Origin of the sequence: Streptomyces sp. CC53 (assembly GCF_001865245.1) — a bacterium.
GTDB lineage: Bacteria > Actinomycetota > Actinomycetes > Streptomycetales > Streptomycetaceae > Streptomyces.
In genome coordinates, this window is record NZ_MKXB01000036.1 from 45,013 (window position 1) to 66,008 (window position 20,996).

Below are 20,996 nucleotides of genomic sequence, written 5' to 3' on the forward strand. Positions count from 1 at the left end.
GGCGAGACGACGCCCATGTCACTCTGTTCCAACGCGATCCGCAGGACCGTCGAGGCGTACCTCGGCCGGCACCCCGGCGAGCGTGACGCCCTGGCCGGGCTCCTTGACGCGCTGGACCGGCCCGTCGATGCGACCGCCCGGACGACGCTGCCCGGGCACGTCACGTGCAGCGCCGTCGTGATCGACCGGAAGCGCCGGGTCCTGCACATCCGTCACCGGGCCACCGGCGGCCGCGTGCTCGCCCCGGGCGGTCACATCGAGCCCGGGGACCGGACACTGCTCGCCGCGGCGCTGCGCGAGGTGTCGGAGGAGACCGGGATCGTGCCGGGCGCCCTGTGCCTGACCCGGCAAACGCTCGGCTCTCCGATCGACATCGACGTCCACGACATCGACGCCAACCCGGCCAAGGGCGAACCGGCCCACCGCCACTACGACTTCCGCTACGTCTTCTACCTCTCCGGCGAGGAGCCGCCCGCGATCACGCTGCAGGACGCGGAGGTGTCCGGTGCCCAGTGGCTCCCGCAGCAGGAGGTCACCTCGCCGACCCTGCGCGCGAAACTCCTCGCGGCGCGGCTGGACGGCCGGCCGGAGCCGGTGAACGCCTCCGCGCTGGTCCACGACGGGACCGGCCGCTACCTGCTCCACTTGCGCGACCACAAGCCCGGCGTCATCTGGCAATCGGGGGCGTTCGCCCTTCTCGGCGGCGGGCGTACGCACGACGACGAGAGCCTTGAGGGCACACTGCTGCGGGAGCTGTCCGAAGAGGTGCCCGACCTCCGCCTCGACGACCTCACGCCCTACGCCGTGGAGGACGCCACCAGCATCCACGGCCTCAGCGTCCCGGTCCGGGTCTTCGCCGGCCGGTGGCGCGGCAATCCCGACCGTCTCGCGCTGCACGAGGGGGTGCTGCTGCGCTGGTTCGCGCCCGATGAACTGGACCGGCTGCGGCTGAGCCCCGCCACCGCCGCTCTGATTCGCCGGCACGCCGCCGAGAACCCTCCGGACGACAGCCGGGCCGGGGTTCCTCCCGTGTGGGACGGGGGCGACCGGGTGGTGCTGAACGGCGTCGGGGTCCACCTCCACCTCGAAGACGACGAGGGCCGGGTGCTGCTCGGCCTGCGTCACCCCGATTCGAAGTACGCGGGCGACACCTGGCACTACCTCGCCGGGCGGTGCGAGCAGGAGTCCGCCCTCGAGTGCCTGGTCCGCGAGGCGTGGGAGGAGGCGGGGCTGGTCATCGACCCCGTGGACGTCGAGCTCGCGCATGTCGTCCACGTCGTCGACGCCCCGGGCAGCCTGCCCTTGATGCAGCTTGTCTTCCGGGCGCGCCGCTGGGAGGGCACACCCGAGGTACGCGAGCCGGACAAGTGCCTGACCTGGAAGTGGTGGCCGGCGCGCGAGCTTCCGGACCGTCTCGTCTCCTACACCCGGACGGCCATCAGCAGCATCGCCGAGGGCCGTGCCTTTTCGCAGATGGGCTGGTGAACGGAGTGCGCACACCTACCAGCCGCATGCCCGGGCCGGGCGCCCGGCCCGGCGCCGCCCGCAGGGCTGCCCTGGCGCCGGGGGTACCGAGATGAGCGGCGATGCCGATGCGATCGTCGTGGCCGGGATCCTGGCGCTGCTGTACCGGATCACGCCGACGGCGGTCAGCCACGGCCCGGCGGGAACGGCGACCCGCAACTACCTCGCCGAAGACCGTGAGGGCGGGCGGTGGTTCGTGAAGGCGTACCCGCCCGGCACTGATGTGGCCGAGGAGCGTCAGGCGCTGGCACTGGGTGAGACGGCGAGACGAGCCGGGGTGCCGGTACCGGCCGTGCGGCGGACGGTGAGCGGCGACGTGATCGCCTCAGCCGCAGGGCTGTCGGTGTCCGTGGCGCAGTACATCGCGGACGCACAGACCGCCGAGGGCGGTCTGTGCGGCGGCAGGTGGGCGGCAGTGGGTGAGGCCGTGGGCCGGATGCACCGGGTCCTGGCCAGCCACCCGGCCGGCCCGCCGCGCCCTGTTGCGGCCCGCGCAGTGTGCGACGTCGCGCGGGCCGGGCGGCGGCTGGAGGAACTCCTCGCCCGTTGGGAGGCCGCGCCACCGTCGCCCGGCGGGTTCGCCGCCTGGTGCACCCACACCGCAGAGCAGCGTCGTGCCGCCCTTCCGGAGGTTGCGGCCCGCCTGGAGAAGCTGCCAGCCACCCTGATGACGCAGGTTGTGCACGGCGACCTGGCCTCGCCCAACCTGCTGCTGCGCGGCGAAGCGGTCGCCGCGGTGATCGACTTCCGGCCCCCTGGGCATCGCAGTGCCGCCTGGGAGCTCGGCCGGATCGTGCTGGACCCGCGCACCGTCCTGGCGCGGCCTGACGAATGGATCCCGGGCCTGGCCCGCGCGGTCGGTGCCTACCGGGCGGCGAACCCGCAGCTTCCGGCCGAGGACCTCCTCGCCGTGCCGCGGGTTGCCGCCGGGTACCTGGCCTGCTCGGTCTATCCCCTGTCCGAGCCGCTGAACGATCCCGCCTCGGTCACCCCGGCGCTGGAGGCGTACGGGCGCGCCCGGCACGAGGCCACGGGCGTGCTGTGGGAGCGCCTGGACGAAGCCGAGGAGGTGCTCCATGACGTCCTGCGCTGAGACCCCCTCCGTCCCGGGCGCCTCGCTGTGGCGGCACCGCGACTTCCGCCGGTACCTGACCGGCCAGGCCGCGAGCGTGGCAGGCAGCTCGATCACCCAGATGGCGCTGCCGGTGCTGGCCGTGCTCCACCTGGACGCCACAACCGCCCAGGTCGCGTGGCTGGCGTTCGTCGGACAGCTCCCGCCCGCGCTGCTCGCCCTGCACGCCGGCGCGCTCGCCGACCGGTACTCCAAACGCCGGCAAATGATCGCCGGTGACCTGGTCAGCGCCGCAATGCTCACCACGGTGCCGGTGGCGGCCGCGCTGGGCACGCTGACCCTGACGCAGCTCATGATCGTCGCCGTGGTGCAGGGAGCGGCGAGCGTGCTGCACGATGCGGCGGCCATCAGCCTCCTGCCCAGCCTCGTTGACCGGTCCTTGATCCAGCGGAGCAACAGCCGCGTGGGTGCGCTGTTCGCGATCGCCGCGACCGCCGGAAGCCACCTCGGCGCCGCGCTGACCGCGGTACTCGGCCCCGCCCGGGCCCTCCTCGGTGACGTCGCCTCCTTCCTAATCAGCGCCGGATGCACCGCCCGCATCCAGGCCCGCGAACCCGCCCGGGCTCGCCCAAAGTCCCGTCGGCTGCGTGAGGAGATCGGCGAGGGCCTGAGGTACGTGCACGGCGATGAGCGGCTGCTGACCCTGACCCTGGTCAACGCCACCACCTCCTTCGCGCTCGGATTGCTCAACACCCTGTGGGCGCTGTACCTCCTGCGGACTCTCGCGGTGAGCGCGACCGTCTTCGGGGTGGTTCTCGGCCTGGGCGCCCTGGGCGCCGCCGCCGGGGCACTGACCGCCCCGGCCCTCGCCTGCCGGTGGGGCCCGGGGCCGATGATGCTCACCGCGCTCGCGATCACCCCGCTGACCCAGATCCCGCTGCTGCTCGCCTCTCCCGGCCTTCGGTGGCAGGTTGCGATCGGAGCGGCGCTGTTCCTGCAGCTGGCCTGCGCCGGTGCCGCGGGCACCACCCAGCGATCGATTTCTTGGGGCGTTTCAGATTTGTCTCAAGCCACGTCCCTCCTGCCGGTGGATGGTGTCCGCTTGGCTCTCCGCTGACTGCTATCTCTCTTCTCCCAGTTATCTCGAGAAGTGACGAGCATGCAGTTGTTCGCGGTTGACATGGCGCTGGTGCGCCGACATTTGGACAGCCCAGTTCTCACGGGCACTGACGCAGCGCGTTTGCTGGAGCTCCACGGGATCTCCGACGGCACGCCGGTCTTCCTAGATGACGAGACGATGATGCCGGTGGAGCCCCTGTGCGCGTGGGGCCGGAGCATGTCGTACGCGGATCTGGCCGAGGGCACGTTGAAGGACTACGGGCGGATCATGGCCCGGTTCGGCGCCCATCAGGTCGAGCGTGACCGTGAGGTGCTCATGGCTACCGAGGCCGACCTCGTGTCCTACAAGAAGTCGCGCACGCAGCTGCAGGAGAAGCCGATCGGTTCTTCGGCGTGGTCGAAGGAATCATCGGTCTTGGACCAGTTCTTCGCCTTCGCGGTGGAGCAGAGGTACCTGCGACGTCGGCCCGTGCGGGTGGCGTCACGGGGGCGGAACGCGCTGAGTCCGAGGACGCGGCGTGGGATGGACATCCGGCATCTGAGTCTGGAGCAGTACCGGTACTTCCGGGATGTCGGGCTTGGCGGACAGGGCCCGGACGCGCGGCTGAACCGGTCCTATCGGGGGAGTTCCCCGCATCGTGACCGGGCTGGGGCTGATCTGGCGGTGTGCAGCGGGATGCGGTGGCAGGAGTGGGCGACTGTGCTGCTGCCCGAGCTCGGCATGGGTGTGGACCGCCCCGGCGACGAGGCCGACTTCACCGTCCAGGCGTGTGCGAAGTACGGCAAGGCACGGAGAGTCTTCGTCCCTGAGCAGGCCGTGCAATCCGTGGAGACCTACTGCCTGCTGGAACGGCCGGAGTTCACCGCGGCCGCGGCCCGGCGGCTGGAGCGCCGGCACCGGGAGCTGTTCGTCGTCTCCCGTGCCGAGCCGGAAACGGGCCGGGTTCACGGCGTGCTCGACGGTGAACGGCAGGTGTTCGCAATGCAGGCGATTCCGCCGAAAATGCGCCGGATCACGGTCTGGGAGGGCGAGTTCGGACTGGAGGCCATGACGGTGTTTCTCGGGCGGGGCGGTCTCATGCCGGGGGCGGATTCGTGGAAGCGGTACCGGCACGCCGCGTGGCGCCGGATGGTGGCGCTGGCCGATGAGACGACGCCGCGGCTGCCGGCCAAGAGGTGGCGCTGGCACGATCTGCGCCACACGTACGCCTTGCAGCTGTTGACCTATCTGGAGCGTCAGATGGATGGGGCCGAGCCGGACCTGGTGGCGCGCCGGCGTCGACATCGCTCCTACTTGAGCGGGCACATCCGCTACAACCCTCTGCTGATCGTCAGCCGCAGGCTCGGTCATTCCAGCCCGGAGACCACGTACGCGTACCTCGAGTACACCGACGACCTGGTGCACGAGTACGAGGCGGCGTTCGCCGGGTGGCTTGGTGACCCCGGTGAAGAGGCTACCTACGCGCAGATCGCCGCCAGGGCCTTCCAGTTGGAGAAGCAGTCGGCAGGGGCGTGTTGATGGCGCGCGTGAAACGGCGGAGGTCTGTTGAGTGGACGGCGCATCTGCGGCAGGCGCTGGGGGCTCCGGGTGGGGACGGCAGGATCGGGGTGCACGTGGTGGCGGTCAATGACCAGGGGCGGGAGCGGCTGCAGTACATCGATCCCGGGGACTACCAGTGTTCGAAGCTGGCCGCGCAGTTGGCTGACGAGTGGGTGGAGTACGTCAACGCGACTGGTCTGTCGGCCTCGGCGTCCCGGGACTACGTGCGGGCTGTTGATCTGGTGTGCGCGGCCATGGACGCCGCATCCGAGGACTCGGCCGCCTTGTCACTGGAGTCCGTGGATCTGATGCCGCTGCTGGCCCGGTGGGAGCGCACCTTGCCCGCCGCGTACAAGGAGGGTTCGCGGCAGCCGGGGATGGCGGCCTCGGGCGTGCGGATTTTGATCGTGCGGCGGGACGACCATGCGGAGCGCCGGGTCGACGAGTCGCTGGCGAGGTTCTCCCGCGGCCAGACTCTCACCGGGTGGGGTGAGGGTGCCGAACGGGACGAATTCAGCCGGGCCGACAAACAGGCCCTGCTCAAGGCCGCGTGGTCGTCGGTGCACGCACTGGAGAAGCGGCTGGCCGAGGGCTGGGCCCTGGCGGAGCAGGGACGGCATCCCGACAAGGGGGACTGGCTGCACGTGCCGGATCTGCTGTGGGGCCTGTCGCGGGGAGCGATCCTGCCCCGGCAGATCGGCGACAGGCTCCCGCCGACCACCGCGCTGTGGCCCACAGTGCTGCGCGAGATGATCCAGCGCGAGGACGGGACCGTCGCGCCTCGGCGGGCCCGGCGGGATCTGATCTGGCAGCTGGTGCGCCGCCTCTACCCGACGAACCTGGATCTTCACGCCTTCAGAGTCCTGCTGATGGATGCCACCGGGCACGCCTCGGAGGAGGTCACCAGCTTCGGCCTGTCGGATATCGAGTTCCTCCCGAAGGGTGTGCGTTTGACGCTGGTCAAGGAGCGCGCCCACCGCGTGCGGCACCGGGCCTTCCGCGACGCCCCCGGGGATGACGAGCCGGAGATCGAGGAGACGCTCGATCGACCGCGACGTGAGGCGAGCGCGATCGTGCGCCGGCTTGTGAAGGTCACGGAGCAGTCGCGGAGGCAGTGCCCGGAGGTGACCGACACCCTGTTCGTGCGCCCCTCACTGGTGTACTACGACCTCAGGTTCGGACGCTGGGACGCCAACGCCGCAGGGCAGCGGTTCACCGACTGGCTGGGCTCGGTCGGGGTCACGATCGACGGCCCGGCGCACATCGGGCGGCTGCGGAAGTCCACGAAGGTGGAGAAGGCCATCGTCTCCGGTGGCCGTATCAGCGCTGCCGCCGACGACCACCTTGAGGAAACCTTCGCCGGCCACTACGCCCAGGGCACCACACTGCGGATCCTGTCCGGCAAGGTCATCACCACGGCCCAGGCCCACTGGTTCGAACGGGCGGTGAACGGGCCGACCGTGATCGCCCCGGAGGCGGCCGAGATCGCCGAGAACAGCGAGCGACTGCGGGAATTCGGACTGGAGGCGGAACAGGCGGACGGCATCGTCCAGGGCGAACTCGACATGGGCGTCTCCCACTGCAAGAACCCGTGGGACTCACCGTTCAGCAACCCCGGGGAGCTCTGCGCGGTCGCGCCGCTGCGCTGCATGGAGTGCCGCAACGCCTGGGTCCTGCCCAGCCACTTGCCGCAACTGATGCTGCTCGCCGAGCACCTGGAGAGGGTACGCCTCCGGCTCGATCCGCGAGCCTTCACCCTGCGGTGGGGCCAGTCCTACGTCAACCTCCGTGCCGTACTGGAAGAGCGCAGCGAGCAGGAGAAGGCCCTGGCGCGGCAGCACATCAACGACGGACTGGTCCGATTGGACCTGCCACTGTCCGCTCACGTGGAGTTCGACGCATGATCATTCCCCGCCCGACTGCTCGTACGCAGTCCCTGTTCCGGCCGGACGAGCCGATCGTCCAGGGCCGGGCCCTGCTGCCGGAGGCCCGCAAGGAAGGCGCCCGGCAGCCACGTTTCGGAGACATCGAAGTCCTCGACTTCAACGGGGTGGTGGCCAAGCCGGCCAACCGCAATCCGGCGTGGTGGCGCATTCGCCTTGCCGGGGAGCTGGCTGAGCCGCACTGGAACCTGCTCGCTCGAGAGGTGGTGATGATCCTGGCCAACCCTCAGCACGAGACGCTGCAAGCCCACGGCCTCCACTTCGGCTTCGCTCCCTGGGACATCGGCACCATCAACTTGAACATGGGCTGCCTGCGCGGGCTGATCGCGTGGGCACGAAGCGAGGGCCTGGACGATGACCCGGCGTACTGGAACGTGGCCGATCTGCGCCGGCGGATCACAGCTTTGAGGACGACGGTCAAGGCCCCGACGCTGACCCGGCATGTCGCGTTCCTGAAGAAGTTGTCCCTCTTCGCCCCGGCCTTGAGTTGTGCCTGGCCGGCCGAGGACCCGTGGCCGGGCAAGACGGCGGGACAGGTCGCCGAGGACGTACGGGACGGCGAACTGTCCACGAGGGCCGTGCCGCCGGACATCTGGTTTCCGCTGGTACGGGCGGCCTGGACCTACGTGCACACCTTCGCCCCTGACATCCTCCATGCCCTTCGCCAGGTCGAGCAGCTGAAGGAGGCCGCCGCCGCGTCGGCTGCCGGGAGGGACGCCGCGCTGGATGCCTGCCTGACGGACCCGGAATGGAAGGTGCCCTGCCACTACGACCCGGAATGGCCGGGGGACCTGCCGCCGGAGGTCAACTGGTCGATGCTCGCGTTGCTGCTGGGCGTGAACGAGCGTCGCTGCGGGGCGCTGTTCGGACGGTCTTCGGCAGCGTCGCGCAGCCGGCGGGCGAAGGTGTTGCGCGCCGTTGCCGACGGCTGCTACCACCTCGGCTTCCCCATGTCCTTGGTCGAGGTGACCCGTGCGAACGGCAGCCGCGGGCCGTGGCATCCCGGCTTCGACCTCTACGAGCTGTCCGTCCTGGCGACCACCCTCCGAAATGCCGCGTTCGTGCTGGTGGCGGCGTTGTCGATGATGCGGGACTCGGAGTTGCAGGAGATCGTCCGCGGGAGCGTGGTGGAGCACTACGACGCGCCCGCCATCGCCTCCACCCTCGTCAAGGGCCACGACGGGCGGCCGCGCAAGCACTGGTGGATCAGCGAGCCGGTCGCCGAGGCCATCGCGGTCGCCGAGGCCGTCTCACCTCACCCCACCAGGGTGTTCTCGACGCTCACGCCGAGGGCGGTCAACGAGGAGCTCAACGGCGGCCACATGGTCGACTCGTTCATCACCGCCGTCAACGCCGGACACACCTTCTCGGGGCTTGAGCCGATTCCTGCCGGCACCGTCCGTCCCCACATGTTCCGCCGCACGATGGCGATGCTCACCGACCAGTTCGCCGGCTCCGAGATCGCGCTGGGCATCCAGCTCAAGCACATCGCCACTCGGGCCCTGGCCAACCGCGCCACCCGCGGTTACGCCGCGCCCGATGCCACGTGGGCCAAGTACCTTGACGACGCGGTCCACGCCGCCCGGTTCCGTCGGCTCAAGGACCTCTACGGGGTCCACAGCAGGGGCGAGGAAATCGGCTTCGGCCCGGCAGCCGAACGCCTCAAGGCCGCCTTCGACCAGATCACGGCGACAGTCAAGGCACGTCACGGGGACGCCCGCGTCGAGGACGACCTGTTGCACAAGGCCCGGATCACCATCAGGTTCGGCACGCTCAACAACTGCCTGTTCGACGAACGCAACCCGGCCGGGGCCGTCTGCCTGGAGAACGCGGTCGTCCCCGAGGGGCACGCCGGCCCGCTGGAGGACCGCTGCCGCCCCGACCGCTGCCCCAACAGCATGATCGGCACCGAGCACGTCGCGCTGTACGACTCCCACCACCGCACCCAGCTCCAACTCCTACAGACACCGGGCCTGCCCGCCGGCCGCAAGGCCCTGATCTCCAGAGAGGCCGAACGCGCCCAAGCCGTCCTGGACAAGATTCGAGGCACATCCGCATGACCACCCCAAGCCGCGTCACATCCGACGGCGTCTCACCCGAGACGGCGAGGGCCCTGCGGGCCGCGATGCAGCGTCTGTTCACCGGCAAGCCCCAGCGCACCGACGGACGGCTCACCAAAGAGAACCTGTGGCGAGAAGCCCAGGTCAGCCGGGCCACGATGAACCGCGCCCAGCCGATTCTCACCGAATGGGACGCCCACATCGCCGAGCGGGGCAAAACCACGGCAGGAGAGGCCCGCCGGGACGCCGAGATCACCCGCCTCCGTAAGCGCCTCGCCGCCAAGACACAGGAATGCACGCAGCTGGAGATGAAGCTGAAGGCCGCCGCGACCGCGATCGCCGCCCTCCACCACGACAACCAGGCTCTACGCGCCGAACTCACCGACCGATCCGGCACAGTCGTGCCCATCGCTCGTCGGCCGTAGCCGCGCAATGGCACTCCCGCTGATCCCTGGCGAAGCCGCGACCTCCACGTCGTTGCGCACGGGCTCCGGCTCGTTGGGTTCGATGCGCTCCTCGGTGACAGCCGTCATGTACCCGGCCTCGGTGGCTGCTCTGAGAGATCGTCTGTCGGGAACGCGCCAGCGCCTACGCGGAGGCCGTCCGCTCCGCCTGCCCTGATGCCGTCCAGGTCGCGGTGACCGCTTCCATCTGTGGAAGAACCTGTGCGAGGCCGTCGAGAAGTGCGTCGCTCAGCACCGCAAGTGCCTCGCCGAGCTCACCGGAGGCTCGACCGCGGACACCGCCATCACGGAGGTCGACGACGTACCGGAAGTCATGGAGGGGCTCCGCGTGATCAAGCGACGCGAGCGGCACTCCGCGGTGCACGTCCTGTACGACAAGGGCCTGAGATCAAAGTGATCGCCAAGACTCTTGGCCTCGACACGAAGGCCGTGCGCCGTTACGCGCACGCCGCCACCCCCGAGGACGCATCCCTTGGCACCGGCTCCCGCCGCTACGGCCAGATCCACGCCTATTCGCCCTACCTGCACCGGCGCTGGAACGAAGGCTGCACGGACGCCGCCCGGCTCCACGCCGAGATCACCGAGCTTGGCTACCTCGGCAGCAAGCGGACTGTCCGCCGTCACCTGGAACAGCTTCGCGCCAGCGGCAAACCCGCACCCGAGAAGCCCAAGGAGCTCACGGTCCGGAAAGCCACCTGGCTGATCACCGCGCCCCGACAAGATCGACGAGAGCAACGCGCCCAGGCGCAAGCACCTCCTAGCCCGCTGCCCAGAGTTGGAATCTGTCGCTGATTGCGTGAGGGACTTCGCCCGGATGGTGACCGAGCGTCGAGGCAGCGAACTCGACGACTGGCTCACCCGCGCCGAGAACACCGGGCTGAAGCCGCTACGGAGTCTGGCCCGTGGCCTGCGGCAGGACTTCGACACCGTCACCGCCGGACTCACCCTGGAGTGGAGCTCGGGCAAGGTCGAGGGCAACGTCAACAGAGCGAAGCGGATCAAGAGGGACGGGTACGGTCGGGCCGGGTTCGAGCTGCTTCGTCGACGGATCCTCCCCGCAGACTGAGCGCCATCACCCTTCGTAACCGCTCCACAACAAGTGGATCAGAGCCGCTTGTCATGGCCGCCGTCACTGATGGTCGCCTCCGACGTCACCTCAACCGATTCATGGCGTTCAGGCTATTTGCCCCATAACTGCGCCTCCTGGCGCCGGCAACCTCCTTCCACCTCGGCGGCAACGAATAACGGTTCGATAAATCCGCAGGAGGTGTGGAAGGCGAGCGCATCGGTCGTGGTGAACACCCTGACGAGAAAAGGATGGGGAAGTCCATGAACGACCCGCGACGCCGCCTGTCTCTGCGCCTGCTCGCCGGCGCTTCCGGCACCGCCCGGGCCGACGGCCCCCCGCCGGGCCGGGGCTGGGAGGCCGGGGACGCGGCGGGCTACGAACCGGGAGACGGCGCGGGCGTGGTGTCCCCCGCTGGCGCCTGTGAGTTCTCCGTGGACGGCGTCGTCTGGCGGGGACAGGTGAAGCTGGGGCCCGCCCGCCTGAAGTCCGGCAAGGACGGCACCGTCCGGGTCCGGGTCCGCTCGGCCGGACGCCAGACCTGCGTCGCCTCGCTGGCCTCGTACCGTACGCACGGCGCCACCTGGAAGTCCTCCGGACTCCAGGTCTTCCACGACTGGGACACGATCACCGTCGCGGGCCAAGCCACGGGAGTGCTTCGGATCGCCGTGCCGGACGCCGGTTGCTTCGGGCAGGTGGACCTGTACCGGGACGATGTCGTGTACGACGGGCTCCTCGACGCCCGAGACGGGAGGCGACACGGCCCGCTGCCCCAGGGGCCCGACCGGCCAGTGATCAAGGAGCGGCTGATCGCCGCGTGGAACGGGGGCACCAGGGACTGCGTCCCCCGGCAGACGCCGGAGCCGGACCCGTCGGCCGACACACCGGCCGCTCCGGTTCCCTCGGCCCCCTCCCCCGCCGGGTCGGCGGGACCGGCGGGACCGGCGGGACCGGCCACACCCTCGCCGACGGTTCCGACGCCGTCCGTTCCCGAGGGCGGAGAACCGCAGCCCGGCACGAACCCTGTCGCGCCGAGTCCCATGGAACACGAGCGCGGCCGTCCGGGCGGCGAACTCGCGCGGATCGGTGCGAGCGACACAGGCGTCCACGCCGGGTTGGGAGTGCTCCTGCTCGGAGCGGGCGGGGGCGTGCTCATGCTGCGGCGCCGCTGTGGGGGCACCGGGCCGACCGATAGGACCTGAACGGCCGGTCCCGTTATCCTCCGCGTCGGTCCGACGTGGCCATGGTCCCGGCAGAGGGCGCCCCGAGCGGCTCGGGGCTCGGGGCTCGGCCGACGGTTGCCGGATCTGGCGGCGAGTGACCCGTCGCCGCGCATCTGTCCGCGTCTGCGGGAAATCGCAGGCGCCTGATCTGTAGAACGCATGTCTATTCTTGCCAGACGACGCCTTCCGGATTCATGAACTCCGGCTGGTCGTGCCGGGGACGACCGGTTGCCGACCCCTCGACCGGGGCTGCCGCCGGGACCTTCCGGACCCCGCGATTTCACGCCGTCCGGCCGAGTTTCAGGAGCATCATGACTGAGTACGCGGGGCCCTCGATGGAAGACCGTTCGGACGAGGAGCTGGCGGAAGCAATTCGCGGCGGTTCGGAGCAGGCGGCGATGGCGGAGCTGTACGTGCGCCACCAGTCCGCGGTGCTGGCCTACGCGCGTTCGTGCTGCCGGGACACGCACACCGCCGAGGACCTCGCGGCCGAGGCGTTCGCCCGGACGCTGGAGGCGGTGCGGTCGGGCGGCGGGCCGACGGGGCCGTGGCGGCCCTACCTGCTGACGGTGGTCCGGCGTACGGCGATGGCCTGGACCGCCACGGCCCGGCGGTCCGAGCTGACGGAGGATGTCGAGCGCTGGGAGGAGACCGCCCCGTACGCCCAGGACGGGGCGGAGTTCGCCCTGCGCGATGAAGAGGGCGACCTGGTCCTGCGCGGCTTCCGCGCGCTGCCCGAGCGCTGGCAGGCCGTGCTCTGGCACACCGTCGTGGAACAGGAGAGCGCCCAGCAGGTGGGGACCATGCTGGGGCTGAGCGCGAGTGGGGTCTGGTCGCTGGCGGAACGGGCCAGGGAAGGGCTGCGTGAGGCGTACCTGTCGGAGCACGCCCACGGCCCACGGGCCTCGCACGAATGCCGTCGGCACGGTCCGCTGCTTGCCGCCGCGGTGCGCCGGGGGCGCCGTACAGCCGGTCGGCGCCTGGAACGGCACCTGGGCGAGTGCCGCTCCTGCCGCAGGGCGTTCCGCGACCTGACGGAGCTCAACTCCCGGCTGCGGCTGGTGCTGCCCGGCGCCGTGCTGCTGTGGGGCGCCGAGAAGTACCTCTCCTCCAGCGCCGCAGCCGCTGCCACAGCCGCCGCGGGGAGCGGAGGTGCGGCGGCCGGCGGCTCGGGGGCGGCGGCTGGTCTGCCGACCGCCCACCTCGCCGGGGTGTCACTGGCGGCCGTGACGGCGATCGGCGCCCTGGTCTATCTGGCCGCCCCCCAGTGGGACGGCCCGGACAGAGCCACCCCGCCCGCCGTCCGGGAAGTCACCGGGCTGCCGGGGAGCCTCGGCCCCGGGGCGTCCATATCGACGGCCGCCCCTGCCCCGAGCGGTAGCACCAGCCCCATTCCCACCTCAGCCTCCACCCCCCCGCCTTCTCCTTCGTCCCGCTCCCTGGGGAAGACCGCCGGCTCCTCCGCGGTGGCTACCTCGGCACGCTCTGGCGACCGCACCCGGCTGCGGATCGACGCCACGGGGCTGTGCATGGAGATCCCGGGCGGCTCCACGGCCGCCGGGACGCAGCCGCGGGAGGCGGCGTGCACCGGCGTGACCTACCAGGAGTGGGACGTCACTCCGCAGGAGAAGCGCCGCCGGGTGATGCTCAGGAACGCGGGTACGGGCCTGTGCCTCTCCCACACCGGCACCACCGCCGCCGGCGCCCCCGTGCGGCAGGTGGTCTGCGACCCCGCCGACCCCCTCCAGGTGTGGACCATCAACCGGCACGACGACAAGGGCACCGCGGGGATCTTCACCAGTGACAACATGTACCTCGGCCTCAAGGAGTGGGCCCCGGCCGGGCGGGGCGAGGCGCACGACTCGCTGATCGCCACGTCCCCCCACTACTACCTCTCCCCGTCCCTGCACTTCCGCACCGACTGGTGACCCGACGGGCCGCGGCACCCGGCCGTGAAGGATCCCGTACGGGCCGCGGGCACAACGGAATCCCCGGCTGCCGGGGCACGGTCAGATGGAAGCCGGCCGGGCGCGCTCCGAGCCTTCGAGAGTGCGCCCGGCGGGTGCCCCGCCTGCGGCCTCCGCGCGCGGCCGCCGGGGCGGAAGGCGGCGGGGCGGCCTTCCGCGCCGCTTCGGTCGCCTCGCCGGTCTGCGAGAGGCTCCCCACGGCCGCGCCCCGCGCCACGGGGCCGGGGTAAGGCGTGCAGGGGGTTGATTCCTGCGTCGTTCATCGGAAGCTCCTCCGGTCGTCGAGTGCCGCCAGCCGTCCGCCCTCGGGGCGGCGAGGCCGTCTCCGACGGCGGCTACGGGTCATACCAGGGGAGATGCGTTCGAATGCCACCATTCCTCCATCTTTGCTGACTCTTCACCAAGTGCGGTCTCGGTCGATCCGGCCGGGCACCAGGCCAGCGCACTCTCCTTCAGTAAAGGAAAGGCAAAATGCCGGGAGGGTCCGGGTGTCTCGTTGCTCTTCCCGGTGAAGGGCGGCAAGACAAGGGAGTGCGGAGCGTCATGAGGCTCGGTCCGAGGCGGGTTGCCGGAGTGGCGGCGGCGTCCGCGGCGCAGTGGGCGGATGCGGCGGGAGCGGCTTCGCCCGGCGTGGCGGAAGGGGTGCTTGAGAACCGCTCGGTGGTCGTGGCGCCGGACCTCCCGGTCCGGCACCGCCTCGGTCACTCGCGGGACTGGTGGGTCGCCATGGTCGAGATGGCCACGGACATCGCGGCGTCACCGGCCGCCGTGACCTCCCTCGCCCCCGTCCGGCCCGCCGTCCGGTATCCGGCGCGGTGCGAAACCGGAAGCCACGCGGACACCAGCCCGCAGCCGGCCCGCTGGCCCCGCCCTACGGAAACACGAGAACGACGTCCCCGGGACAGAGACGGCCGGGCCACAGCCCCGGCCGGAACGCTCCCACGGAAAACCTGCGAGAAGAGGACGCCCGAAAGTGTCCGAACCGATCTGCCCACACTGCGGCGCCGCCCCAACGCCTCGGGACGCGAACTGCTCCTGCGCCACGGCACACGCCCACGCCCACGCGGACGGGTACGACGACACCGAGCCGTTCGCATGGACACGGGTGCGCCGGTACGTCGACCTGCCTCCGCACGACGCGTCGGCCGCGGACACGACGACCGCCCCCCACCCGGGGCAGGGCGGCCCCCGGAGACCCGCCTCCGGTCCGGTGTGGGGGATCATGCAGGGGACAGTGCCGCAGCGGCCGGCACCCGATCCGTGCGCGGCGCCTCCCGAGGCTCCAGCGTCCCCGGCGCACGCCCTGGAGGGGTCGGCGGGTCCCTGGGAAACCCCCGCGGCCGCACGGCCTTCCGGCCCGCCCGGGGAAGACACTCTTGTTCTGCGCGCGGTCGGCCACGGCACGCGTGCTGCCGTCGCTCCGCCCGGGACGCAACGCTCGGACCGGAGTGCGCCGACGGCGCGCCGGGGCGTGGGCCTGAGCCGGTCGGCCAGGATCGCGGGCGCCGTGATCGTGCTGGCGGCGGTGGCGGGCGTGACTGCGTTTGCCGGTGCCATGGTCGGGACGGACGGCACCGAGCGGCAGGCGGTGCCGTCGGTGGTGCCCTCGATCCCGGTCGCCGGGCCGACCGCCGCACCCATCGCATCGCCCTCCGGCAGCTGGCTGGACCCGGTCGACGAGGACGGGTCCCTCCCCAGCGCTGCCCCCACCTCCCCGGCCTCGGACTCGTCCTCCGTGCTCCCCCGGACACCCGTGCCCACCGTCACCGCTACACCCACCGTCACCGCTACACCCACCGTCACCGCTACACCCACCGTCACCGGCGGGGGTGCCGCACGGTGTACCGTGCCGCACCTTCCCGGGGCGCCGTGTCCGTCCGGTGGCGGGGCGGACCCGGAATCGTCCCCGCCCGCTCCCACCGGCCTGTGCTGCGGGGCCACAGGCCCCGAGGTCGCCGACCTGCAGTACCGGCTACGGGCACTCGGCCTGTACGAAGGTCGGATCAACGGCGTCTATCACCAGCGCGTGACCGAATCGGTCGCCACCTACCAGCGGACCCGTCGCATCACGGCCGACCCGTCCGGCCGGTACGGGCCCTCCACCCGGGCCGCCCTGCGCACCGAGGTACCCGACGTCAGCGACTACTGACTCCCCGGCGTGGGAGCACGCCGGCCGTGAGGGCCGGGATCCTCCCCTCCCCGTGCGCAGCTCCAGCCAGACGGTCAGGCCCGGCCGCCGGGCGAAGTCCCCGCGCGGCGGCCGGGTTCTCCCCGACGGGCAGGCGTGGCCGTGTTCCGGCTGCGCGTCCTCCTCGTCCGATCGAGTTCGCGGCCAGGACGCGGAGCGGCTCCCGCGCGATCGGCCGTGCCGCGTTCGCGCGACGCGCCCTATCTCTTCACAGGTGGCAGGATCCTCCAGCCGAGCCCCGGCAGAGAATGACGACGGGCCACGCGATCCCCCGCCTCCCTCCGGACGCCCCGCCCCCTCGATCACCCGGTCCGCCGGGCGCCTGGGTCGCGTTCGGCCCTGTGGTCGTTCGGAGGCGGCGCGCACCGTCCAGGTGCCGATGACAGGGCGGGAGGCCGAGGCACCCGCCGCTCCCCATAGAGGACCGCCGTGCCGCCGTACTGAGGCCGTCGTAGTGACGAGCCGCCGTGCCGACGGGTCCCGCGAACGGCGACGGCCGGGTCCCACGCCGGACCCAGGGCCCCTGTCCGGGACGGTCACATCCGGGCTCTCGGCCGCTCCTCGACGAGCTTGCCGAAGACGATCAGACGCCCCCGGGTGCTGAACTCGGGCGTGCATGTCGTCAGGGTGATGTAACGGCCGGACTCGGAGAAGGGCGACCCGCCGGGGATCGGCCGGAGGACGCTCACGTCGGTGGGGGGCGTCTCCGGGATGCGGCCGGCCACCTCGTAGCCGTACGAGACGGTCGCGGTCTCCACCACGATCCGGTCCCCGGGCGCCAGTCTGCCGATCTCCCGGAACGGCTCGCCGTGCGTGTTCCGGTGCGCGGCCAGCACGAAGTTCCCGACGGAGTCGGCAGGCATCCCCGTGCCCGGGTAGTGGCCCACCAGGCCCTTGTCGAGCACCTGCTCCAGGCCGACGCCCTCGGCGATCGGGAAGGCCAGGTCCAGCTTCGGGATGCGGATGATCGCGAAGCCCTCGCCCGGCGCGAACTCCCCCGCCCCGTCCTCCGTCTGTGAGTCCGGTGCCTCATCGCTCCACGTCCGTTCCAGCTTCGAGAGCGCCTCGTCGGCCTCCGCGCGAGCCTGGACGTTGGTCCACCACACCTGGTGGACGACGAAGAGCACCATCGCCAGCCCGGACGTGACGAGCACCGTGCTCGCGGCCCGGGCGGCATGCGCGGCGGGCGACCGCTTGCGGCGGCGCCCGGCGCCCGTCGGACGTCGCGCGGCCCGGCGTCTCCCCGAACCGGCGCCAGGGGCCGCCGCCCGCCGGGCCCCGGCCCGTCGCGAAGGGGACGTCTCCCCCCTCTCAGAGGGCGCCGGCTCCGCTTCCGGAGCCGACTGCGGCGGGAGCGGTGTCCCGAAGTCCTCCTCGCCAGAGCCGGCCGTCCACTCGTGGGCCGACGGGGCCGGGGCATACGCCTGCGGTTCCTGAACGTACCAGCCGTCCGGTGACGGGAGCGGCTCGTGGCTGTACCAGATGCCGGAAGGCTGGGGTGGTACCGGAGTGTCCCAGGTGTCCGGCGGCGGCTGATGGGCGTACGCGTCGGCCGGTTGGTGCGGTGGGTACGTCTCAAGGTCGGAGGAGGCCGGCCGGCCGGGCCACGGGGAGGGGTGCGGAGCCGACGGGTACGCCGGAGGCTGGTGAACGTACCAGTCGTCCCGCGACCAGTGCGGTTCCTGAACGTACCAGCCGTCCGGTGACGGGAGCGGCTCGCCGCTGTGCCAGGCCCCGGACGGCTGGGGCGGTGCGGAGGTGTCCCAGCCGTCCGGCAACAGCGGTGGTTCCCGGACCCACCAGGCGTCCGGTGACGGTACGGGAGGGTACGGCTGCCGAGTCGCCGGTGCGCCGAACCCGTACGCGGCCTCCTCCGGATGCGGCATGGTCATGAGGAGGGTCCTCCGGAGACTCGGCCGGGTCGGTCCCGGCGGGATGGGGGTGACGGCCCGGTCGGGGCCGGCCCGGGTCTGCGGCGCCGCGGTGCCCGGGCGTGCGGGGAGCGGTGTCCGGTCAGTGGCCCTGGGAGGCCCTGCGCCGGGAGCGGGTGTAGCGGGTCCCGGCGAACGCCCCGCCGAGGAGGAGCACGGTGCCGCCGACGGCGGTCAGCGTGAGCACCGTGCCGTCGCTGCCCGTCGAGGCGAGGTTCCGGCCCGGGAGGCCCATGGCGGAGCCGGCCTTCGCGGACGGGATCTCTGTCGAGGACGGTGTGGCTCCCTGCCCCGCTTCGCCCTGTGTGCCGTGCTCGTGTGCGGAGTCGGTGCCGCTCTCGTCGAGGTCGGTGGGGCTGGTCGGGACGGCCGGGTCCGTCACCTCCAGGGCAGCGACGCCCTCGGCCGTCTCCTCCGGTGCGACAGCGACGCTCGGGGCGGCGCCGGCGGCCGGGGCCTTCCCGTCGAGGGAGACGGTGACGGTCGCGGCGTCGGCGGTGCGGCCGGTGACCTTCATGGTGACCTTGCTGGCGTTGTCCTGGAGGGTGATGATGCCGGCGTGGCGGCCGGTCGTGGACAGGACGATGGGGACGGCGGTGTGGTAGTTGCCGTCGGTCACGCGGTAGGCGAAGACGCTGTCGAAGTCCTTGTCCAGGGAGCCGGACGGGCGGCGGTATTCAAGGAGCAGGCTCTCCTTGTTCCCCATCGGGATCTCCAGCGCGCGGGTGCCTTTCTGGGAGCCGTAGAGAGGCTTGAGGCTGAAGGTCCCGGAGCCGGTGACGCGCCGGTGCTCCGCGGTCTCCAGCCAGCCCATGCGGATCAGCTGGTTGGCGGACAGGCCGGCTTCTCCGTTGCCACCCATGGGGGACCTGCCCGCGACGGCGGCGCGCTCCCCGCAGTCGACGAGGTTGCCGTTCTTGCACGTGAAGCGGACCTGGTGGCCGAAGCCGATGTTGTGGCCGAACTCGTGGCGGATCGTGGTCTCGGAGACGTCGTTGTTGCCGGTGTTCAGCCAGGTGTAGCGGCCGCCGATGGAGCCCATGCCGGACCAGTAGCAGCCGAGGCGGGGCAGGATGATGGACAGATTGTCCCAGTCCCTCTTCCGCTCAAGGCCCTTGGCGGTGACCTGTGCCTCGATGTCCTCCCGGATTCCCCTGAGGTCAGTGCAGCCAGCCTTCTGCCGCAGGGTCAGCGGACCGAGGACCTTCTCCTTGACGGCGGGTACGAAGGTGAACCGGCCGCGCGAGACCTGACTGAAGTACGTGTTCAGCGACTCGCCCGCGCCGAAGTACTTGTCGACGGCGTTCGCCCGCATCACGGCGGGGTCGGGGTGTGCCCGGTCGGAGAAGTCGGCCATGACGACGAGGACGCGGCCTTCCTTGGCGTCGTCCGCCGCGGCCGGCGTGGCCCAGGCCCCGACCGCAAGCGCGGTGAGGGATGCCGTGGCGGCGAGGACCCTGGCGATTCTGGTGCGCATGTGCTCTGTGCTCCCCTTGCTCGGAGTGTGCTTCACCCCGTAAGAGCAGGAGCCGGCCGCACCCTCGCACGCCGTTGCCATCTCGTTATCTTCCGGGGCGGGGGGATCCGCCACCGAGGGAGTCCAGCCCCCTCCTCGTGCTCCGGGCGGCCCTCAGCGCCCAGCGTCCGTACCCCACCCCGAGCCCCCGGGCCGGGCACGGTCGAGGCAGGCCGTCGATGCGCCCGAACGGCTGAACCTCGCCCCTGTCCAGCCCGGTCCGCCCTCGCCGTGGCCCACCATGAGCCCATGAACGTGATCAAGGCTGCGGCCTCGCCCGCTCCCTCTTCCACCTCTCGTGCGGCTCGCAAAGTCGTACCGCTCTGCGCCGCAGTCGTCGCCGCGGCGGTTGTCCTACCCGCCCTGCTGGCCGGCCCGTCGGCCGCGCAGACCGCACCTGAGCGTCCCGCGGTTCGCGCGGCCCAGGCAGTCTCGATGGAGCAGGCCGTACTGGAGCGCATCAACGCCTACCGTGCCCGCCACCACGCCCCGCCGGTCACCCTGGACCAGAACCTGAACGGCATCGCGGCGGACCGCGCCCGGCAGTGCACCGGCAGGCCCGTGGCCTCCAGCAGCCCGCCCTACCTGACGAACGTGGCAGCGGGCGTCTACAGCAACCCTGAACTCTACGTCGACGCCTGGTACGAGACCAGGACCGGATACGACTACGACTCGGGCACCATGTCGGACTTCAGCGCCGGCAACTTCACCCTCATGGTGTGGAACGAGGTCACGACGATCGGCGTCGGGTTCGCCGACACCTGCGAGTCGAGTAGCCCCAGCGGCTTCCCGTACGAGCTGACGGTCGCCTTCGGCCCGACCGGGAACGTCCCCGGCGCGTTCAAGGCGAACGTCAACCGGCCCGACCCCACCGTCCCACTGCCCACTCCCGCCACCTGACAGCACCGCAGCCAGCAAGTCCCGCCCTCGGGCCGCCGCACCGGCGAGTGCGGCGGCCCGAGGGCGGGAGGAAGACCGCCGCGGACGGCGTCGAGGCGCCCGGCCCGCGAGCGTGCCGGTGCGGCGGCCCCACCGGGCGGTCGGGGGCGAACCCGCATGACGCCGAAGTCCGCAGTCGAGCTGTATCGGAGACAAGGCCGGTGCCGTGCGGCGGCCCCACCGGAGTCGCGCCGCGGACGAGCCCGCGCCCGCGGTGCGGGGATCCGGAGCTACCCGCCGCCGCGGCCTGACGATGCCCGACCAGGGCTCGAAAGCCGGCGAATCAAACGCCCGAATCCCGCTCATCTGCGCGATAGGCGAGGGGGGCAAGGGCCCGGAGTGAGCGAAGGGACCGAGGCCGGGCGCAGAAGAGGACTGATTCACGCCGCTCCCGGTCGGCTCCTGAACGGCCCGCGACACACCTGAGAAGACCCTCCGTGCAGT

At 71.6% G+C, this 20,996-nt stretch carries 15 protein-coding genes; 13 read left to right on the forward strand and 2 right to left on the reverse strand.

Annotated features, from left to right (window positions below; all coding sequences use genetic code 11):
* Positions 1-15: 15 nt before the first annotated feature.
* From BJP40_RS03320 to BJP40_RS03375, 12 genes are all read left to right on the forward strand, one after another.
* Complete coding sequence (locus BJP40_RS03320; protein ID WP_071278441.1) at positions 16-1,485, forward strand: NUDIX domain-containing protein; 1,470 nt, start codon at positions 16-18, stop codon at positions 1,483-1,485.
* 91 nt (positions 1,486-1,576) lie between these two features.
* Positions 1,577-2,617: a phosphotransferase enzyme family protein gene (locus BJP40_RS03325; RefSeq protein WP_071278443.1), complete on the forward strand. Its 1,041-nt coding sequence runs from the start codon at positions 1,577-1,579 to the stop codon at positions 2,615-2,617.
* Positions 2,601-3,713 (forward strand): MFS transporter, encoded by a 1,113-nt coding sequence (locus BJP40_RS03330; protein ID WP_071278445.1) that lies wholly within the window; start codon positions 2,601-2,603, stop codon positions 3,711-3,713. Before BJP40_RS03325 ends, BJP40_RS03330 begins: the two co-directional genes overlap by 17 nt.
* A gap of 42 nt (positions 3,714-3,755) precedes the next feature.
* Complete coding sequence (locus BJP40_RS03335) at positions 3,756-5,234, forward strand: hypothetical protein (protein ID WP_071278447.1); 1,479 nt, start codon at positions 3,756-3,758, stop codon at positions 5,232-5,234.
* 95 nt (positions 5,235-5,329) lie between these two features.
* On the forward strand, positions 5,330-7,159 hold the full coding sequence (locus BJP40_RS03340) for a hypothetical protein (RefSeq protein WP_226962769.1): 1,830 nt from the start codon (positions 5,330-5,332) through the stop codon (positions 7,157-7,159).
* Positions 7,156-9,258, forward strand: a complete 2,103-nt coding sequence (locus tag BJP40_RS03345; protein WP_071278451.1) for an integrase — start codon at positions 7,156-7,158, stop codon at positions 9,256-9,258. The genes BJP40_RS03340 and BJP40_RS03345 overlap by 4 nt, the downstream gene beginning before the upstream one ends.
* A complete protein-coding gene (locus BJP40_RS03350; RefSeq protein ID WP_071272000.1) occupies positions 9,255-9,683 on the forward strand; it encodes a hypothetical protein in 429 nt (142 codons plus the stop codon). Before BJP40_RS03345 ends, BJP40_RS03350 begins: the two co-directional genes overlap by 4 nt.
* Before the next feature lie 432 nt (positions 9,684-10,115).
* Positions 10,116-10,514, forward strand: coding sequence for a hypothetical protein (locus BJP40_RS33485; protein WP_143065877.1), 399 nt, complete (start codon positions 10,116-10,118; stop codon positions 10,512-10,514).
* A complete protein-coding gene (locus tag BJP40_RS03360; protein WP_079170882.1) occupies positions 10,444-10,788 on the forward strand; it encodes a transposase in 345 nt (114 codons plus the stop codon). The genes BJP40_RS33485 and BJP40_RS03360 overlap by 71 nt, the downstream gene beginning before the upstream one ends.
* Positions 10,789-11,051: 263 nt before the next feature.
* Positions 11,052-11,990 (forward strand): hypothetical protein, encoded by a 939-nt coding sequence (locus BJP40_RS03365; protein WP_071278457.1) that lies wholly within the window; start codon positions 11,052-11,054, stop codon positions 11,988-11,990.
* A 332-nt stretch (positions 11,991-12,322) separates the two neighbouring features.
* On the forward strand, positions 12,323-13,939 hold the full coding sequence (locus BJP40_RS03370; RefSeq protein ID WP_177204290.1) for a sigma-70 family RNA polymerase sigma factor: 1,617 nt from the start codon (positions 12,323-12,325) through the stop codon (positions 13,937-13,939).
* 1,573 nt (positions 13,940-15,512) lie between these two features.
* Positions 15,513-16,127, forward strand: coding sequence for a peptidoglycan-binding protein (locus BJP40_RS03375; RefSeq protein ID WP_143065878.1), 615 nt, complete (start codon positions 15,513-15,515; stop codon positions 16,125-16,127).
* Positions 16,128-16,702: 575 nt separating this feature from the next.
* Here the strand turns inward: BJP40_RS03375 and BJP40_RS33925 are convergent.
* Together BJP40_RS33925 and BJP40_RS03385 are read right to left on the reverse strand one after the other, a co-directional pair.
* Positions 16,703-17,320 carry a class E sortase gene (locus BJP40_RS33925; protein ID WP_177204291.1) on the reverse strand — a complete coding sequence of 206 codons (618 nt, stop codon included), beginning with the start codon at positions 17,318-17,320 and terminating at the stop codon, positions 16,703-16,705.
* A gap of 859 nt (positions 17,321-18,179) precedes the next feature.
* Positions 18,180-19,574 (reverse strand): hypothetical protein, encoded by a 1,395-nt coding sequence (locus BJP40_RS03385; protein ID WP_071278465.1) that lies wholly within the window; start codon positions 19,572-19,574, stop codon positions 18,180-18,182.
* Positions 19,575-20,048: 474 nt separating this feature from the next.
* On the opposite strand from BJP40_RS03385, the gene BJP40_RS03390 reads away from it, so the two are divergent.
* Positions 20,049-20,513 (forward strand): CAP domain-containing protein, encoded by a 465-nt coding sequence (locus tag BJP40_RS03390; protein WP_071278467.1) that lies wholly within the window; start codon positions 20,049-20,051, stop codon positions 20,511-20,513.
* Positions 20,514-20,996: the final 483 nt, after the last annotated feature.

Coding starts and splice junctions, on each gene's coding strand:
- BJP40_RS03320 (WP_071278441.1), top strand. CDS start 16: ATGTCACTCTGTTCCAACGCGATCCGCAGGACCGTCGAGGCGTACCTC.
- BJP40_RS03325 (WP_071278443.1), top strand. CDS start 1,577: ATGAGCGGCGATGCCGATGCGATCGTCGTGGCCGGGATCCTGGCGCTG.
- BJP40_RS03330 (WP_071278445.1), top strand. CDS start 2,601: ATGACGTCCTGCGCTGAGACCCCCTCCGTCCCGGGCGCCTCGCTGTGG.
- BJP40_RS03335 (WP_071278447.1), top strand. CDS start 3,756: ATGCAGTTGTTCGCGGTTGACATGGCGCTGGTGCGCCGACATTTGGAC.
- BJP40_RS03345 (WP_071278451.1), top strand. CDS start 7,156: ATGATCATTCCCCGCCCGACTGCTCGTACGCAGTCCCTGTTCCGGCCG.
- BJP40_RS03350 (WP_071272000.1), top strand. CDS start 9,255: ATGACCACCCCAAGCCGCGTCACATCCGACGGCGTCTCACCCGAGACG.
- BJP40_RS03365 (WP_071278457.1), top strand. CDS start 11,052: ATGAACGACCCGCGACGCCGCCTGTCTCTGCGCCTGCTCGCCGGCGCT.
- BJP40_RS03370 (WP_177204290.1), top strand. CDS start 12,323: ATGACTGAGTACGCGGGGCCCTCGATGGAAGACCGTTCGGACGAGGAG.
- BJP40_RS03385 (WP_071278465.1), bottom strand. CDS start 19,574: ATGCGCACCAGAATCGCCAGGGTCCTCGCCGCCACGGCATCCCTCACC.
- BJP40_RS03390 (WP_071278467.1), top strand. CDS start 20,049: ATGGAGCAGGCCGTACTGGAGCGCATCAACGCCTACCGTGCCCGCCAC.